Annotated in this window: 14 protein-coding genes; 7 read left to right on the top strand and 7 right to left on the bottom strand. The window is 37.5% G+C overall.

The window, feature by feature from the left end; genetic code table 11:
* Positions 1-42: 42 nt before the first annotated feature.
* From ACH3O9_RS12450 to ACH3O9_RS12460, 3 genes are all read right to left on the bottom strand, one after another.
* Entirely contained in the window at positions 43-1,065 is a 1,023-nt protein-coding gene (locus tag ACH3O9_RS12450; RefSeq protein ID WP_416440901.1) for an aldo/keto reductase, read from the bottom strand.
* 151 nt (positions 1,066-1,216) lie between these two features.
* Positions 1,217-2,236: an adenosine deaminase gene (locus tag ACH3O9_RS12455; RefSeq protein ID WP_416440903.1), complete on the bottom strand. Its 1,020-nt coding sequence runs from the start codon at positions 2,234-2,236 to the stop codon at positions 1,217-1,219.
* A gap of 33 nt (positions 2,237-2,269) precedes the next feature.
* The gene (locus ACH3O9_RS12460; RefSeq protein ID WP_416440905.1) at positions 2,270-3,064 is read right to left on the bottom strand and encodes an NIPSNAP family protein; all 795 of its coding nucleotides are present in this window, start codon (positions 3,062-3,064) and stop codon (positions 2,270-2,272) included.
* A 111-nt stretch (positions 3,065-3,175) separates the two neighbouring features.
* On the opposite strand from ACH3O9_RS12460, the gene ACH3O9_RS12465 reads away from it, so the two are divergent.
* Together ACH3O9_RS12465 and ACH3O9_RS12470 are read left to right on the top strand one after the other, a co-directional pair.
* Positions 3,176-4,150 (top strand): NAD(P)H-quinone oxidoreductase, encoded by a 975-nt coding sequence (locus ACH3O9_RS12465; RefSeq protein WP_416440907.1) that lies wholly within the window; start codon positions 3,176-3,178, stop codon positions 4,148-4,150.
* A gap of 2 nt (positions 4,151-4,152) precedes the next feature.
* Positions 4,153-5,394 carry an ATP-binding cassette domain-containing protein gene (locus tag ACH3O9_RS12470; protein WP_416440909.1) on the top strand — a complete coding sequence of 414 codons (1,242 nt, stop codon included), beginning with the start codon at positions 4,153-4,155 and terminating at the stop codon, positions 5,392-5,394.
* On the opposite strand, the gene ACH3O9_RS12475 is transcribed toward ACH3O9_RS12470, so the two are convergent.
* A complete protein-coding gene (locus tag ACH3O9_RS12475) occupies positions 5,391-6,104 on the bottom strand; it encodes a hypothetical protein (RefSeq protein ID WP_416440911.1) in 714 nt (237 codons plus the stop codon). The genes ACH3O9_RS12470 and ACH3O9_RS12475 overlap by 4 nt on opposite strands.
* A 240-nt stretch (positions 6,105-6,344) precedes the next feature.
* Positions 6,345-8,948, bottom strand: coding sequence for an ATP-dependent chaperone ClpB (clpB, locus tag ACH3O9_RS12480; RefSeq protein WP_416440913.1), 2,604 nt, complete (start codon positions 8,946-8,948; stop codon positions 6,345-6,347).
* 213 nt (positions 8,949-9,161) lie between these two features.
* On the opposite strand from clpB, the gene ytxJ reads away from it, so the two are divergent.
* The gene (gene ytxJ, locus ACH3O9_RS12485; RefSeq protein WP_416440915.1) at positions 9,162-9,554 is read left to right on the top strand and encodes a bacillithiol system redox-active protein YtxJ; all 393 of its coding nucleotides are present in this window, start codon (positions 9,162-9,164) and stop codon (positions 9,552-9,554) included.
* Positions 9,555-9,806: 252 nt separating this feature from the next.
* On the opposite strand, the gene ACH3O9_RS12490 is transcribed toward ytxJ, so the two are convergent.
* On the bottom strand, positions 9,807-12,260 hold the full coding sequence (locus ACH3O9_RS12490) for a TonB-dependent receptor domain-containing protein (protein WP_416440917.1): 2,454 nt from the start codon (positions 12,258-12,260) through the stop codon (positions 9,807-9,809).
* Positions 12,261-12,586: 326 nt separating this feature from the next.
* Here ACH3O9_RS12490 and ACH3O9_RS12495 point away from each other — a divergent pair, with 326 nt between their 5' ends.
* The gene (locus ACH3O9_RS12495) at positions 12,587-12,952 is read left to right on the top strand and encodes a CoA-binding protein (protein ID WP_416440919.1); all 366 of its coding nucleotides are present in this window, start codon (positions 12,587-12,589) and stop codon (positions 12,950-12,952) included.
* Between the two features lie 54 nt (positions 12,953-13,006).
* Here ACH3O9_RS12495 and ACH3O9_RS12500 read toward each other — a convergent pair whose 3' ends face one another.
* On the bottom strand, positions 13,007-14,473 hold the full coding sequence (locus ACH3O9_RS12500) for a sodium:solute symporter (RefSeq protein WP_416440921.1): 1,467 nt from the start codon (positions 14,471-14,473) through the stop codon (positions 13,007-13,009).
* A 209-nt stretch (positions 14,474-14,682) separates the two neighbouring features.
* Here ACH3O9_RS12500 and ACH3O9_RS12505 point away from each other — a divergent pair, with 209 nt between their 5' ends.
* Genes ACH3O9_RS12505 through ACH3O9_RS12515 form a run of 3 tightly spaced genes read left to right on the top strand, consistent with a single transcriptional unit; the run spans position 14,683 to position 16,434 of the window.
* Complete coding sequence (locus tag ACH3O9_RS12505) at positions 14,683-14,913, top strand: hypothetical protein (RefSeq protein WP_416440923.1); 231 nt, start codon at positions 14,683-14,685, stop codon at positions 14,911-14,913.
* Positions 14,914-15,477: a phosphatase PAP2 family protein gene (locus tag ACH3O9_RS12510; RefSeq protein WP_416440925.1), complete on the top strand. Its 564-nt coding sequence runs from the start codon at positions 14,914-14,916 to the stop codon at positions 15,475-15,477.
* A 12-nt stretch (positions 15,478-15,489) separates the two neighbouring features.
* The gene (locus ACH3O9_RS12515) at positions 15,490-16,434 is read left to right on the top strand and encodes an NAD-dependent epimerase/dehydratase family protein (RefSeq protein WP_416440927.1); all 945 of its coding nucleotides are present in this window, start codon (positions 15,490-15,492) and stop codon (positions 16,432-16,434) included.
* The last annotated feature ends 34 nt before the right edge of the window (positions 16,435-16,468 follow it).

The raw sequence follows: 16,468 nt of genomic DNA on the forward strand, positions 1-16,468 counted from the left end.
ATTTACAAATGGCTGTTTATGAGTCATTTTATTTTCGGGTTTCTAGTTTTCTAACTGTCGATCATTTTTAGTGAACTCAAGCATCCAGCCTGGATATTCTGGCGCTAGTTTACTAATTTCATCTAACTGTGAAAGTTCGTCATCAGTAAATTTAACTTCGGTCGATTTTAAGTTATCGCTCAATTGATCGGCATTTTTTGCACCTATAATTACGCTGCTTACAACAGATTGATGCAACAACCAAGCGATAGAAAGCTGAGCCACAGAAGCTCCTTTGCTTTCGGCCATAGGTCTTAAAGCGTCGACTATAGAAAATGCACGATCTTTATTTACCGGTGGGAAATCAAAATTGTCTCTTCTGCCACCGGTTTTAGTATCTTCTTTGCTGTATTTGCCACTCAGCAATCCACCGGCTAACGGACTCCAAACCATCAGGCCAACTTTTTGATCTTTTAAAAGAGGGACGATCTCGCGTTCAAGATCTCTGCCAGCGATTGTATAATAAGCCTGAAGTGAAGCAAATCTTTCCAGGTTATTAAATTTCGAGTAATCGAGTGCCTTCATCAATTGCCACGCAGCAACATTACTAGCCCCAATATATCTTACTTTACCGCTGCGAACCAAGTCATCTAGTGCGCGCAAGGTCTCTTCAATAGGAGTAAGCGGGTCGTGTGAGTGAATTTGATACAGATCGATATAATCTGTGTTAAGACGTTTTAAACTGGCCTCAACCTGATCTATTATGTGTTTGCGGCTCAACCCTTTTTCATTAGGGCCATCGCCCATTGTGCCTCTGGCTTTAGTTGCCAGAATCACAGACTCTCGCGAGATCCCACTATTGCGCAGTGCCTGCCCGGTAATTTCTTCAGACAAACCGTCTGAATATACATTTGCCGTGTCAATAAAATTCACGCCGGCTTCTACTACTTGTTTAAGTAAAGCATCAGCTTCTTTTTGTTCTACACCGCCTATATCTTTAAATCTCCCTTTAGCTCCAAAAGTCATTGTGCCAAAGCATAATTCTGAAACCAGTAATCCTGTATTTCCTAATAAATTGTATTTCATAATAATTTTTTGTTTGTATAGATAGACTAATCAGTCTATAAAATTAAACACGTTCTTGAGCTTTATGAAATTACGTGTCATAATTATTTGATAAAATTTAAAATGAAACGTTTACGAGCTTTTATAGGGAATTGAATTACTGCAGTTCTGCTTAAAAATTTGCTGAATACTCTTTTACCTCGTCTATATATTTTTCTTTCTCATCATCTGGAAGCCAGCTGGCTTTAAAACCATTAATAGCAAGTTGCGTAAGTTGTTCTGTAGTGAGACCTAATGCTTCGGCTACAGACAAATAATTCTCGTTCATATACCCGCCAAAGTAAGCAGGGTCATCAGAATGAATGGTCACCAGCAGATTCTTATCCATCATTTCTACCAGTTGGTAATCTTTCATATCCTGAATCACTTTCAATTCAAGATTAGAAAGAGGGCACAAGGTGAGAGGCATTTGCGATTTTGAAAGTCTCTCAACCAGCCTATCGTCATCAAGTGCACGATTGCCGTGATCTATACGAGCAACTTTTAAAAGATCTAGAGCTTCCCAGATATAGTCTGAAGGTCCTTCTTCTCCGGCGTGCGCAACGGTTAGTAGACCGTGCTCGCGAGCTTTTGCGAAAACACGTTCAAATTTTGAAGGCGGATTACCCACTTCTGAAGAATCAAGACCCACCGCAATGATCTTGTCTTTAAAAGGTAAAGCTTCTTCTAAAGTTTTAAAAGCCGATTCTTCATCAAGATGGCGTAAAAAAGACATGATCAATTTAAAAGTTATATTCAGCTTTTTCTTGCCATCTTCTATAGCTCTGTAGATGCCATTTATTACAGTTTCAAAAGGAACGCCGCGATCTGTATGCGTTTGTGGGTCAAAGAAAATCTCTACGTGCACCACATTTTGAGAATTTACTTTCTCAAGGTAAGCCCACGTAAGATCATAAAAATCCTCTTCTGTGATTAAGACCCCGGCACCTTCATAATATATATCAAGAAATTCTTGTAGATTATTAAATTTATACGCCTCTTTGAGGGCATTAACATTGTCATACTTAATCTCCTTATTATTTCGCGCAGCAATTTTAAACATGAGCTCCGGCTCAAAAGTGCCTTCTATGTGAAGGTGCAATTCAGTTTTAGGCAGACCTTTAATAAAATCTTCAATATTCTTAGCAGGCATGAGGTGGGTTATTTTGTATTTTATTCTAATGGGTTAGTAATCAGAATATGAGGTTGGGTGTAAAAAGGTGATATCTATATGAGAAACATTATTTTGATATTCTGGTAAGGCAGAAAGTTTTTTCCACTCTGGGGCGTCAGAAAAAGATTTCCAATGCTCATCTCTGCTTTTTTGATCTGTAAATGTGGTCATGTACATCAAATTAGGCATATCAGGACCAGAAATTACTTCGCCGTAGAAAACAGCATTGAAGCTCAGTTTTTTAAAGAGTGCAACTTCACCGCCGTCATTAAACATTTTTACTTTATTTTGATGATAGGCAACAGTAGGAGACTGGTAGCTTCTTAACTCATAAACCCGGTCTTCTCGTGTTCCCGTAACTGCAGAAGGTTTTAATTGAGGCATTTTCTCAAAAGCCTTTAGAATTATAGATTGTATACGCACATACGGCGGATTGTCATATGAAGTAGTTATAAAATCTTTCCCGGCAGATTGAAACTGAGCATCTGCATCTAACTTATCCTGCAAACCTGCGATTTGATCAAGCGAAGTAAAAGGAAGTAAAACATAAACTTTTTGTAGCGTATCGCCCGGAGCCATTTCTCTGGGTTTAAAAACGCCTACATTTTCAATTCCTTGCTTTTTTAAAGCTGGTAAATATGCATTTTCAAAAAAGTTATCTGCTTTATCAACCTGTTCTTGCGATGCAAAAGAATAGATTTTAATCTGGTAGAACTCACGATCTGTTTCTTGTGCAGACAGCGTATTTAAACTTATCATCGTGAAAAATATAAGTGAGATATTCTGTAGTTTTTTCAAACTGGTCATGGCTTTTAAAGATTTATGGAAGTTAATTTATTACTAATTGCTGATTTTGTATAAATATAGGTAAGTAATTTTAGAAATGACTTTTTAGAAATAGTCAAATACAAATTTTTCATGCAAGCAATACATATTACAAAAGGCGGTGGTCCCGAAGTTCTTCAGTTTAAAACCGTAGAGTTGAATAAACCTGATAAACGAGAAGTGCGTATACAAGTTAAAGCTGCAGGTGTAAACCGAAGCGATATTTTAACCCGACAAAATCCTAACGCTTACGGTAAAGATCTGCCGGGAGCTACAATTCCCGGGCTGGAGGTTTCTGGAGAAGTTATAGAAGCAGGCGCAGAAGTCAATGATTTACATGTAGGTGATAAAGTTTGTGCACTTATTCCCGGTGGCGGTTATGCCGAAGAAGTTGTAGTAGATGAGCGGTTATGTTTACCTCTCCCGGCAGGTCTCAATTTTATAGAAGCTGCCTCTTTACCGGAAGCCATTTTTACAGTTTGGTTTAATATTTTTCAGCAAGGGAAAATAAAATCTGAAGAACGCTTATTGATTCATGGTGGTACGAGCGGCGTGGGAATTATGGGTCTGCAAATGGCGGCGGCAATGGGTATTAAAACCTACACAACAGTAGGCTCACAAGAAAAGGTTGATTTCATTAAGCAGCACAAATTAGGGAGTGTTATAAATTATAAAGAAGAAGATTTTGAGCGTGCTTATAAAGATGAGCAGATAGATGTGATTCTTGATATGGTAGGCGGTTCATACACCAGTAAAAATCTCTCTATTTTAAATAAAAACGGCCGTTTACTCTATATTAACGGCATGAACGGGACAACTCCCGAAATAAACTTGTGGACGATCATGTCGAAAAATCTTATTCTTACAGGTAGTTTACTAAAACCACAATCTGTTGAGGTAAAAGCGCAAATTGCCAGTGAAGTACATAAATATGTCTGGCCACTTTTAGAGCAGAAAAAAGTAAAGCCTGTTATTTATAAAACTTTCTCATTAGCAGAGGCTGCAGAGGCACATAAACTTATGGAAAGCAGTACCCACATTGGCAAAATTGTACTAAGCGTAGATTAAGAATGGCGGTAGAAGTAAATAAGCATTTCGCAATAGCGGGCTCAAATCTGGATCTAAAAGGAGCGTGGTTAAAGCAATTAGTAAATGGAGAATCAGGCTTGCCGGAACTCAAGGGTAAAGGAGTTTTATTTTCAGAAATTACGCTGAATAAATTTATAGAAGAAGAATATAAACATGACAAAAAATTTCTGCCTGAGCAAGGCGAAAGAAGCTTAAGAACATTCTCAAGTGGTGAACAAAAAAAGGCTTTGCTGTCGTACCTTTTAAGCACAAATCCTGATTTTTTAATTCTTGATAATCCATTTGATGCGATGGATGTTACTGCTGTAGAAAACTTTAAAAACAGATTTGAAACAATTTCAGAGGAGATAACGATTGTTCAGATCTTTAAAAGAAAAGCCGATTTATTGCCATTTATCACCGATTTTTTAGAGGTTTCAGGAGATTTTTTTAGTGTTATTAAACCAAATATAAAAGCGAATACCGCTCTAAAAGAAGAATTTGACATTACAATTCCGAAGCCATTAAAAGAATACATCAATATTCCTGAGACACTTGTTGAGTTAAAGAATGTTTCAGTTTCTTACGAAGATAAGCCGGTTCTACATGAGATAAACTGGAGGATCAACAAAGGGCAATTCTGGCAATTAAAAGGCCCTAATGGTTCTGGGAAAACCACAATTTTGTCAATGATCTATGGTAATAATACAAAAGGCTTTGGTGTAGACCTTTTTTTGTTTGGAAATAAAAAAGGAAGCGGGGAGACGGTTTGGGAAATTAAAGAGAAAATAGGTTTCTTCACACCCACGATTATTCAGCTTTTTAAGGGATCTTATAACTTGCAGGAAATGGTTATTTCCGGGTTGTTTGATAGTATAGGTCTTTATCAAAAACCCAACGACCTACATATAAAATTAGCTGATAAATGGTTACAGGTTCTAGGCTTGTACAACGAGAGGTTTACTAATTTTTTTAGCTGTTCTACCGTAGAGCAACGACTGGTTCTTATCGCTAGGGCAATGATAAAACATCCACCTTTACTTATTCTTGATGAACCTACTACCGGTCTTGATGATGATGGTGCTCATTTAATAGTTTCATTAATCAACAAGATAGCGCAAGAAAGTAAAACTGCTGTGCTGTATGTTTCTCACCGCGATGAGGCCGGTTTGAAGCCAGACTACGTATATACCTTAATACCCACCGCAAATGGTTCTATGGGCAGGGAAGAAGTAAAGACTTAGTCTATTTTCCCCATACTTAGTAAATGCCACCTATGGTCTTGCGCAACGTAGATAAAAGAAATTGCACCATAGCCATTTATGACATCTACATCACGACCCACTTTAAAGCGATTTTCTGGCGCAGAAGAAGTATTTTCATTTCTTATTCTTATAGAGAAATTATGTTCAGAAACATCAGTTTTAAGTGTTATTACACGGCCATCTGTCCCACCAGCAATCCCGGTAATATTTACACTTTGTCTTTGGTTTCCTGTTTCGGTCAATATAAATACTGAAGCAGTTGAAGTCGCCAGATTAAGATTGTAATTATTTAAATTCTGGTTAGCAAAATGATCATGAACAATTTTTACACCTCTGGTATAAGGAACAGTTGTTGAAACACCTGAATCTGAAGAAGAAGATGAGGCTGAAGATAAATCTCCCCATTCATTTTTTTGACTATCCCAAAAATGAAAACCTCTTTTGTGAGAACCGTAGTCTTGTTTTAAATACAAAAGCATACCATCCTGATCGTGACCTGGCGCACTAGAAGGAAGTACATTTACACGTGGTATAAGTATTCCATCTGTAATAGAGGGATTATCTGCATCAAACGTATTTATGTCTAATAGACTTTTAGGAGCTGTGGTGCCTATACCCACTTGTGAAAAAGAAATTAGAGGCAAAAGAGCGAATGCTACACAAAATGCAGCGGTTGTAATAAATCTCATAATCTGTTGTAACTTGGGGTTAACGAGGACGAAATTATTGAGAAATTTTATAAGTTATTGGAGATGAGTTGTTTTTTCGATATCATCGAAATATTAATCGATTAAGAATGTTAAAAAAAGCAATCTAAAAGCGCTCTATCTACCATCTGCACAGTTATCCGGATGAAATGCAAAGACAAAAAAATCCCCGTTTTTAAGCTCAAAAACGGGGATTTTTATGTCTAAAAATGAGATTTTATATTATTCATGTTCTACCAAATCACTTTGATTTCTGAATACAAGTTCGTCATCAAAAGCATCTATTAAAATAATACTATCTGTGGTTATTTTACCAGAAAGTATTTCCTTAGACAGATTATTTAAAACCTCTCGTTGTATAGTACGTTTAACAGGACGGGCCCCAAATTCTGGTTGAAAACCTTTTTCTGCTAAATAGTCTATAGCTTCTTCTGTAGCATCTATGGTTATATTTTGTTTTGCGACCATTTTAGCAACTCCTTTTAACTGCAGATTTACGATTTGTTTTATGTCTTTTCGCGTAAGCGGAGTAAACATTACAATATCATCAATCCTGTTTATAAATTCAGGACGTATGGTTTGTTTAAGTAAGCCTAGTACTTCTACTTTGGCACCTTCCATCGCAGAATCTACATTTTTTATGCTTTCAAATTTCTCCTGTATTATATGACTTCCCATATTTGAAGTCATTATAATGATGGTGTTTTTGAAATCTGCCAACCTGCCTTTATTATCTGTTAGTCTGCCTTCATCCAGAACTTGCAACAGAATATTAAATGTATCTGGATGCGCTTTTTCTATCTCATCCAGTAACACAACAGAATAAGGTTTGCGTCTTACAGCCTCTGTTAATTGACCGCCTTCTTCATAACCCACATATCCCGGAGGTGCACCCACAAGTCTGCTTACAGAATGTCTTTCCTGATATTCACTCATATCTATTCTGGTCATGTTATTCTCATCATCAAACAGATATTCTGCCAGAGCTTTAGCGAGTTCTGTTTTACCTACACCGGTTGTCCCCAGAAATAAGAAGGAACCTATGGGTCTATTCTGATCCTGAAGACCGGCACGACTTCTTCTCACCGCGTCACTTACTGCTGCGATCGCCTCTTCCTGACCTACTAATCTTTTGTGTAATTCTTCTTCAAGATGCAGTAGCTTCTCGCGCTCACTTTGCAGCATTTTATTTACAGGAATACCGGTCCATTTTGCGACAACCTCAGCGATGTCTTCACTTGTAACTTCTTCTTTTATTAGCGAATTTTCAGACTGCGCAGCTAGTTTTGCCTGTAATTTCTCTAGTTCTTCCTGAGATTCTTTAATCTTTCCGTAACGCAATTCTGCTACTTTGCCGTAGTTGCCTTCACGTTCTGCACGTTCTGCCTCAAGCTTATAATTCTCAATATCCTGTTTTACATTCTGAATATTATCTACAACCTCTTTCTCACTTTTCCATTTAGCATTGATCTCATTGCGTTCTTCTTTTAGGTTTGCAAGATCTGCACTAAGCGATTTTAGTTTTGAGTCATCGTTCTCTCTTTTAATGGCTTCGATCTCAATTTCCAGCTGCATGATCTTACGATCGAGAACATCTAGTTCTTCTGGCTTAGAGTTGATCTCCATGCGCATTTTAGAAGCAGCTTCATCCATCAGGTCAATTGCCTTATCTGGTAAGAATCTGTTTGTGATGTAGCGTTGCGAAAGCTCGACCGCTGCTATGATCGCATTATCTTTAATGCGTACTTTGTGATGCGTCTCGTATTTTTCTTTTATACCACGCAGTATAGAAATTGCACTTTCTGTATCTGGCTCATCTACCATTACTTTTTGAAAACGTCTCTCGAGTGCCTTATCTTTCTCAAAGTATTTTTGATACTCATCAAGCGTGGTAGCGCCAATAGCTCTTAGTTCGCCACGAGCAAGCGCTGGTTTTAAAATATTTGCTGCGTCCATAGCACCCTGGCCGCCACCGGCACCCACAAGCGTGTGTATCTCATCAATAAAAAGGACGATGTCACCTTCACTGGTTGTGACCTCTTTAATAACCGCTTTTAGTCGTTCTTCAAATTCGCCTTTAAATTTCGCACCAGCGATCAATGCGCCCATATCGAGGGCAAAAATCTGCTTTTCCTGCAGGTTTTCTGGTACATCACCATCTACAATACGGTGAGCAAGACCTTCTGCAATTGCTGTTTTACCTGTACCGGGTTCACCTACAAGAATAGGGTTATTCTTTGTGCGGCGTGAAAGGATCTGCAGTATGCGTCGTATCTCCTCATCTCGACCTATAACAGGATCAAGTTTGCCGTCTCTGGCGAGTTGATTTAGGTTTTTAGCGTATTTATTAAGTGAATTGTATGTTTCTTCTGCACTTTGTGAGGTCACGCGATCTCCTTTGCGTAATTCGGTTATGGCAGCTTTAAGGTGTTTTTCTGTGACGCCCTGATCTTTTAAAATTTGGGCAACTTTACTATTAGATTTGAATATTGCCAAAAGAAGATGCTCAATAGAAACATATTCATCAGTCATCTTTTTAGCAATAACGCTGGCTTCTGTCACTGTTCTGCTCGCTTCACGCGAAAGCACAATATCGCCGCCGCTTACTTTAGGAAAACTCTCTAAAGTGCGATCTACGATTTGTTGTAGCAAACTTAAATTTACATCCAGTTTCTGAAGCAGAAACGGAGTTACATTCTCATCAATCTCAAGAATAGCCTTAAATAGATGCTCGTTCTCAATTTGTTGATGACCTAAGCTTTGAGCAAGCTGTTGTGCCTGCTGTATTGCTTCCTGGGCTTTTATAGTGAAATTATTGAAGTTCATCTGATTATTGTTTTTTACAAATTACCTTAAGCAAAGCATATACCAGTTAATTTTATAGACAAAATGACCGATTTTTGCACGAAAAAAGTGACTTTTTGTCTTTTGAGCAGGTGGGTAGTGTAGATCAAAATCTCTATAAATTTAGCAAAGGTTTAGCAGTACCTTTGTTAATGATTACTCAATTTCCAATTATATTGATGAAAAAGAATTTTTATGGGATTATTAGACAGATTTAAAAGTCAGCGTGATATAGTAAAAGAAGAAATTAAAGAAGTGCCGTGGGTCGCTCTTGAGAAAGAAGAACAGCTTGAAGAGTTGACAGAAATCTCAAAAGCTGTTCCTGTACTTATCTTTAAACATAGCACCACCTGCGGTATAAGCAGAATGGCTTTAAGACAATTTGAACAGGATTATGATATTGATGAGAAGCAGCTGGAACCTTTCTTTCTCGATCTTAAAAGATACCGCGACATTAGCCAGGCAATCGCTGAAAAATTTCAGGTACGCCATGAAAGTCCACAGGTGATATTAATTAAAAATGGGGCAGCAGTCTACGACGATTCTCATGGTAGCATAAATGTGGCCCGCATTAAAGAAAAGTTATAATCTTCTAAACAAGTACTTGTTTTAAAGAGTTTTTACCAAAAATAAACCCGGAGTATAATTACCCCGGGTTTACACATATAACCTATTAACCCTTTTTAAATAAGTTATAATACTATTGTTGAAGGCTAATTCAAATAAATTACAACTACGTAGCTTTTTATTGGCTTTTGGTTACTACTTAATAAGACGTTTTCGTCCTTAAAATGTTGCATAAAATCAGGCATTTAACATTTTAATAACGTTTTCGAAAAACTAGAATACGCCCCCTCCAGATTTCTCATTAGCATCTCTTTGTTTTCTGCGTTTTGCACGATATTGAGAATCACCAAATCTGTAATTAAGACCCACAAAAATTGTCTGACTTTCCCAATTAAATTGCCCTATCTGCTCATAAGGATAAGTAGCTGTAAATCGTGCTCGCATCGTATTAAAAATATCATTGTAGTTTAAGCTGAAAGTACCTTTACCGTCCCACAGTTCATAACGTGCACCTACATTTACAAAATACATGGGTTTAGATTTAAACTGTAACCCTTCATTACTGCCGCGGTAGAAACCAAAAGCAGATAATGTGAACTTCTGGGTTACCGTAAAGTTATTGCTCATTCTCACATTATAGGCTGTATTATCTACCTCGCGGGTAACAAGCAAAATGTCGTCTGCAGTAGGATTTGAAGTAGAAGGATCAAGCACTTCAGAAATACCTTTTTGTGTTTGATTATAAATATCAAAACTTGCATTAAAACTCCACCATTCAAAAGGTTTGTAGTTGCTTGATAATTCAAAACCGTAGGCAGAAGTATTATCAAAATTGTCAAACGTCAAAACACTTTTGTCTAGATTAAAGCGATCTACAAATACCGCCTGATTGATCTCGTCCTGAATGATCCTGTAGAAAACGCCTCCAGTAACGCTACCTTTTTCGAGCTTGTGCGTATAATTCAACTCAATAGAATTAGTAAACTGTGGTTCTAGATCTACATTACCATAATTAGTAAGTAAAGGTGTGCTCCACTGGCGTATAGGATTTACCTGCCCTACACCGGGACGGTCTACTCTGCGGCTATAACTCACCTGGTATTGATTTTTCTCACTTGGGTTATAGGTTAAATAGGCTGACGGATAAACCTGTATGTAATCATTTGTAAATGCGCGTACCGTATTTGTATCTGCTTTTACATTTACATTCTCAAGGCGCGCACCCATCTGGTAAGACCATTTCTCAAAAGTTTTACCATAGGTTAAATAAGCCGAATATATATTTCTGCTATACTCAAATTGTGTGCTGCGTGTGGGTACAAGAACGCCCTGGCTATTATATGATTTACCTGTACTCGCATAGTCAATATCGGTATTGAACAAGATTGCCTGTAAACCGGCTTCTAATTTGGCATCTTCAGCCAGCGGATTCACATAATCAAGATTAACCGTAGTTCTGTCTCTTTCAGTATCAACAAAATCCATGTAATTATCTATAGGCGATGCACCCGTAAATTTAAAATCTGCATCTTCATTGCCGCTATAGATATTATGATCTACTTCTAGTTCAATATTGTGACCTTCTTTATCAAAAGCAAGCTTGTAATCAAAATTATATTGGCCCGAAGTATTATCATTTACACTTTTAAATAATTGCGTCTGATTACGGTCTGCCGAAGGATATAAAATCCCAATATCACCCGTAGTACTACCCGCATACCAGTTTTGACTGGTGAAAAAAGATAAAGTGTTCTTATCATTTAAGTAGAAATCAAGTCCTGTTTTTAGAAGATGTGATTTGCTGTCATCCAGAAAATTAAATAGCTGTCTTGAACCGTCATTGGGGCGATAGATGTTTCCGTAGTTTTGATTAAGTGAGAAATTATTACTGTAATTCGCATACAGGTTAAACTTCCCATTACGGTAATTGAGATTCATACCGCTATTAAATTTAGGGTGTTTCTCGTAAGATAAACCCACGTTTACATCACCGTTAAAACCAATATTCACATTCTTATGCAGAACAATATTGATGATACCGCTCATTCCTTCAGGGTTATATTTAGCTGAAGGATTTGTGATCAATTCTATTTTTTTAATAGACGTTGACGGAATTTGCTTAAGCAGCTGCGCAGCAGGAATATTAGATAGTTTGCCATCTACCATCACACGCACGTTGCTGTTACCTCTTAAAGTAAGTGCGCCAGATTGTTGATCTACACTTACAGACGGTATGTTATTCATAATGTCTGAAGCCGTCGCACCGGCTGTAGTAAGATCTTTACCCACATTTATAACCTTACGGTCAATTTGCTGTTCTATGGTCGTGCGTTCTGCTACAATGTTGACCTCATCAAGTTCTGAGGCTATAGCGGCAATTTTTAAAGTGCCCAGATTCCAGTCGCGGTTTGTACGGTTAATGGTAATAGCTTTAGTATAGGTCTCGTAACCTATAAACTGCACTTTAAATGTGTAGTTACCTTCAGGTATTTTCTCTAAAATAAAACTTCCGTCGTCATTTGTAATTCCGCCGGTGACCACTTGGTTAGCGCTGTCATTGATAACAACAGTGGCGTAGGGGATGGGTTCATTTAGTGTGCCATCTAACACAACACCTTTAACTGAGCCGGTAATTGCTTCATCTGGCATAGATTGAGCGGTAGATAATAGTGTCGTTGATAGAAATAAGAACGAAAAGAGGCTGGTAAGCCAATTGATTGCTTTCATAGTCTGATTGTTTTTTGATTGATGATGATGTTTGTAATATATAATACTTTGTATAACATATTACCTGTAAAAATATATTCCCACAAATAATGCAGGTACTATAAAGACGACAAAATGTATTTTTCGTTACAGAAAAAATCGATAAATTTTAAATTAGAAAACCCGGGGCTTTGTAGGCTCCGGGTTTTCAAGCTCAAGTATCCTTAATTAACACTAACCATCAAAACGAATTACGAATAACTCGAGCTGGGAAATCAATCTCTTACTGCTATAGACGTAATGCATTTCCCATTGTTACATAACGCCTAAAGATTTAACTTTGTTTTATGAGCACGAAGAAAACACTAGTACTTGGGGCTTCTTTAAAGCCGCACAGATATGCAAATATTGCAATAAAAAGACTTGTTCAAAACAATCACCCAGTGGTTGCTGTTGGTTTACGCGAAGGCGACGTAGCCGGAGTTCATATAGAAACCGGCAGACCTGAATTTCAAGAAATTGATACTATTACCCTGTATATGAATGCGCAAAGGCAGCGCGATTTTTATACTTATTTAACCGATTTAAAGCCAAAAAGGGTGATTTTTAATCCCGGCACAGAAAACCCTGAGTTGTATTCTATTCTACAGAAAAATAATATTGAAGTTGAAGTAGCTTGTACGCTCGTGCTTTTAAGTACAGGACAGTATTAAAAAGCAAAGTTTGAATTGCGATTTTTGCCTCTCTAAGGACGATTTTAATCGAAATTAAGCCGTTTTATTAGCTACCCTTAACTTCTTTTTCTGAATAAGTAAAAGACCTAAGAATGTAACTAATCCATTGAGGATAAGGATAAAAAACCCGAATTCAAAATTGAGATAAGCAACACTTAGCAAGCTTATTATGTATGAAAGAATAGGTGAGAGCACGGCAACCAGCGGCACTAAAGTATCTTTTACTTTCATTTTAGTAAAAAGCCCAAAAGAATATAGCCCCAGAAGCGGTCCATATGTATAACCTGCAAAAACAAAAAGGCGTGAGATCACACTTTCGTCTGCAATCACATACTTAAAAATTATAATCACAAGTATTAGGATCAACGAAGCTAAAACGTGTATAAGTTTTCTAATTTTCACCTGTTTTTCTTGGTCATATTTTCTTTCAATTCCCAGAATATCTATACTAAACGAAGTTGTAAGTGATGTAAGAGCACTGTCTGCACTTGAGTAGGCAGCGGCAATTAACCCCAGAATAAAAAAGATCGCAATACCAAAGCCCAGGTCAGTCTGGGTTGCGATGTATGGGAAAAGATCATCTTTAGAGGCGGTTATACCGTTATTTTCTGCGTAGACAGTAAGTAACAAACCAAGAGCCAGAAAGACAAAATTGACTACAGTTAAAACTAGGGTAAACCAGAACATATTCTTTTGTGCATCTTTTAGCGTGCGGCAGGTTAGGTTTTTTTGCATCATGTCCTGATCAAGACCCGTCATTACAATCGCTATAAATGCTCCCGAAACAAATTGCTTTACAAAGTGATCCCCGCTTTTCCAGTCTTCAAAAAAGAACATTTTAGAAAGGTCACTATCTGCAATGAAGCCAAAAATATTAGAAGGTGAAAGCCCCAGATCGTTTGATACATAATAGGTCGCCACACCTACAGAAATCAGCATAAATAAGGTTTGCAAAGTATCTGTCCACACAATGGTTTTTATACCAGACTTAAAAGTATAAAGCCAGATAAGTAAAATGGTAATTGTCACAGTTACCCAAAAAGGGATATGCATCGCGTCAAAAACCAGTAGTTGCAAAACATTAGCCACTAAATAAAGTCTAAAACTCGCTCCCACAATACGGCTGATGAGGAAAAAGGAAGCACCTGTTTTATAGGAGTATTTACCAAAGCGACCTTCAAGATAGCTATAAATAGATGTGAGATTTAACTTGTAATACAGCGGTAAAAGCACAGTGCCTATGACAGCGTAGCCCACCGTATAGCCCAAAACCACCTGAAAATAACTAAATTTTGAGGCCTCTACCCACCCGGGTACAGAAATAAATGTCACACCAGAGAGCGATGCGCCTATCATACCAAACGCTACCAGATACCAGGGCGACTGCTTACTCGCTTTAAAAAAGTCTGCGTTAGAACCAGATTTACCTGTGAGATAAGAAATTAACATGAGTAGCCCAAAGTAAGCGGCGATCAATAAGAGAATATAGGTAGGTTGCATGCGGTGATATTTTACAGGCTACGAATATAACCTTTTACCCTCTAATTGTTTTTTAAAGGGATTTAGCTTGCGCGAAATTATTATCTCCTGTAAACAAGGTGAGTCGTTAACCTGAGATTAATGTATTTCATCTTTAAAATAAAAACGTTTGCGTATCGTTGTAGAGACTTTATAAAAGCACTTACCTTTGGGTGCTTAAATTTATAAGTATGGAACTACCTAAATTTCTTCTTGGTGATAACACAGATTATTCTGATGGTATTTTTGTTATTCACACAGACTTTCCGCGTTTTATTATCAATCTTACAAATGACGAAGTAGAATGGCTTGAAGATTTTGATAAGAACGATGAGGAAGAACTTGCTTCAGAAGCAGAAGGTTTAATTCAGGCAGCAACAGACTTCTACGATAGAGAAGTAGCTCGCTATGAAGAAGAGTAAATGGAGTCTTTACGAGATATAGATCAACAACTTTTCCTGTTTTTAAACAACCTTGGTACTGAAACCTGGGATCCCTTTTGGATTATAATTACCGGCAAGTGGTATTCTATACCACTTTATGCTATTTTATTATTCCTGATTTATAGGAAGTTTGGACCGAAAAACACCCTTATTATCCTGGTTTTTGTTGCAGCACTTATCGCCAGCACAGATCAACTCGCTAACGTTTTTAAACACGGTTTTCAACGATTGCGACCTTGTGGTGAACCTGCGGTGATGAATAAAGCAAGATTCATTGCAGCGAGATGCGGTCATTTCGGTTATTTTTCTGCTCATGCTGCCAGCTCAATGGGGCTCGCCATTTTTGTAGGTTTGTTACTGAAGTCGACTTATAAATATCTCATCTTTGCACTTTTGTTTTGGTCTGTATTAATAGGCTATAGCCGCATTTATGTGGGTGTACATTATCCTGGTGATGTACTTTCGGGAATGATAATAGGAGGCTTGCTGGGATATCTTTTTTACCTGATCTACAGGTATGTATTAAAACGGTTTACACATTAAGATTATAGAATTATGAAAGCTTTAGTTACAGGTGCAGCAGGATTTATAGGATCACATTGCGCCGAACGCTTAAAAAAATTAGGTCATGAAGTTGTGGGTATAGATAATTTTTCTCCCTATTACAGCGAAGATCTAAAACATAAAAACGCTAAAGATTTAAAAGCAGGTGGCATACCAATAGTACGAGTAGATCTGCGTAAACCTGCTGATTTTTCCCATCTCGATACAGATTTCAACTATATCTTTCATTTTGCTGCACAACCCGGTATTTCGGCTTCATCAAGTTTTGAAGATTATTTGATGAACAACCTTGTGGCCACAAAAAATCTAATAGATTTTGCGATAGATTGTAAAGATTTAAAGCTTTTCGTAAATATATCTACTTCTTCAATTTATGGTATACGAGCAACTTTAACCGAAGAAGAAGCACCAGAACCTGCATCTTTTTATGGGGTTACTAAACTGGCTGCAGAACAACTTGTGCTTTCAAAAACCCGTGAAAATAAGCTAAATACCTGCTCTCTAAGGTTATTTTCTGTTTATGGACCAAGAGAAAGACCAGAGAAATTATATTCAAAACTTATAGGTTGTGGTTTCTTTCATCAGGAATTCCCCTTATATACAGGTAGCGGTGAGCATGTGCGCAGTTTCACTTACGTGGAAGACATTATAGATGGTGTTGTAAGCGTAATTGGCAAGGAGGAAGAGGTAAGAGGTGAAGTTTTTAATCTGGGTACAGAACATGAGCACACCACTGCAGAGGGAATCGAGATCGTTGAAGATATTCTCAATACTAAGATCATCAAGAAAGATACTCCCAGAAGACAAGGGGAGCAATTACTTACTAAGGCCAATATTGCCAAGGCAAGAAGAGTGCTGGGTTATGATCCTAAAACAACATTAAAGGAAGGACTTCAAAAGCAAATTGACTGGTATCGTAAAGAGTTTGTAGAGTAAATGTGCGCATACCGGCTGAGTAATATTATAAGTG

The sequence above is a fragment of the Leeuwenhoekiella sp. A16 genome (assembly GCF_047946675.1).
Taxonomy (GTDB): domain Bacteria; phylum Bacteroidota; class Bacteroidia; order Flavobacteriales; family Flavobacteriaceae; genus Leeuwenhoekiella.

Bases quoted from the DNA above. Each gene is read 5' to 3' on its own strand.
- ACH3O9_RS12450 (WP_416440901.1), bottom strand. From the start codon at position 1,065: ATGAAATACAATTTATTAGGAAATACAGGATTACTGGTTTCAGAATTA.
- ACH3O9_RS12455 (WP_416440903.1), bottom strand. From the start codon at position 2,236: ATGCCTGCTAAGAATATTGAAGATTTTATTAAAGGTCTGCCTAAAACT.
- ACH3O9_RS12460 (WP_416440905.1), bottom strand. From the start codon at position 3,064: ATGACCAGTTTGAAAAAACTACAGAATATCTCACTTATATTTTTCACG.
- ACH3O9_RS12465 (WP_416440907.1), top strand. From the start codon at position 3,176: ATGCAAGCAATACATATTACAAAAGGCGGTGGTCCCGAAGTTCTTCAG.
- ACH3O9_RS12470 (WP_416440909.1), top strand. From the start codon at position 4,153: ATGGCGGTAGAAGTAAATAAGCATTTCGCAATAGCGGGCTCAAATCTG.
- ACH3O9_RS12475 (WP_416440911.1), bottom strand. From the start codon at position 6,104: ATGAGATTTATTACAACCGCTGCATTTTGTGTAGCATTCGCTCTTTTG.
- clpB (WP_416440913.1), bottom strand. From the start codon at position 8,948: ATGAACTTCAATAATTTCACTATAAAAGCCCAGGAAGCAATACAGCAG.
- ytxJ (WP_416440915.1), top strand. From the start codon at position 9,162: ATGGGATTATTAGACAGATTTAAAAGTCAGCGTGATATAGTAAAAGAA.
- ACH3O9_RS12490 (WP_416440917.1), bottom strand. From the start codon at position 12,260: ATGAAAGCAATCAATTGGCTTACCAGCCTCTTTTCGTTCTTATTTCTA.
- ACH3O9_RS12495 (WP_416440919.1), top strand. From the start codon at position 12,587: ATGAGCACGAAGAAAACACTAGTACTTGGGGCTTCTTTAAAGCCGCAC.
- ACH3O9_RS12500 (WP_416440921.1), bottom strand. From the start codon at position 14,473: ATGCAACCTACCTATATTCTCTTATTGATCGCCGCTTACTTTGGGCTA.
- ACH3O9_RS12505 (WP_416440923.1), top strand. From the start codon at position 14,683: ATGGAACTACCTAAATTTCTTCTTGGTGATAACACAGATTATTCTGAT.
- ACH3O9_RS12510 (WP_416440925.1), top strand. From the start codon at position 14,914: ATGGAGTCTTTACGAGATATAGATCAACAACTTTTCCTGTTTTTAAAC.
- ACH3O9_RS12515 (WP_416440927.1), top strand. From the start codon at position 15,490: ATGAAAGCTTTAGTTACAGGTGCAGCAGGATTTATAGGATCACATTGC.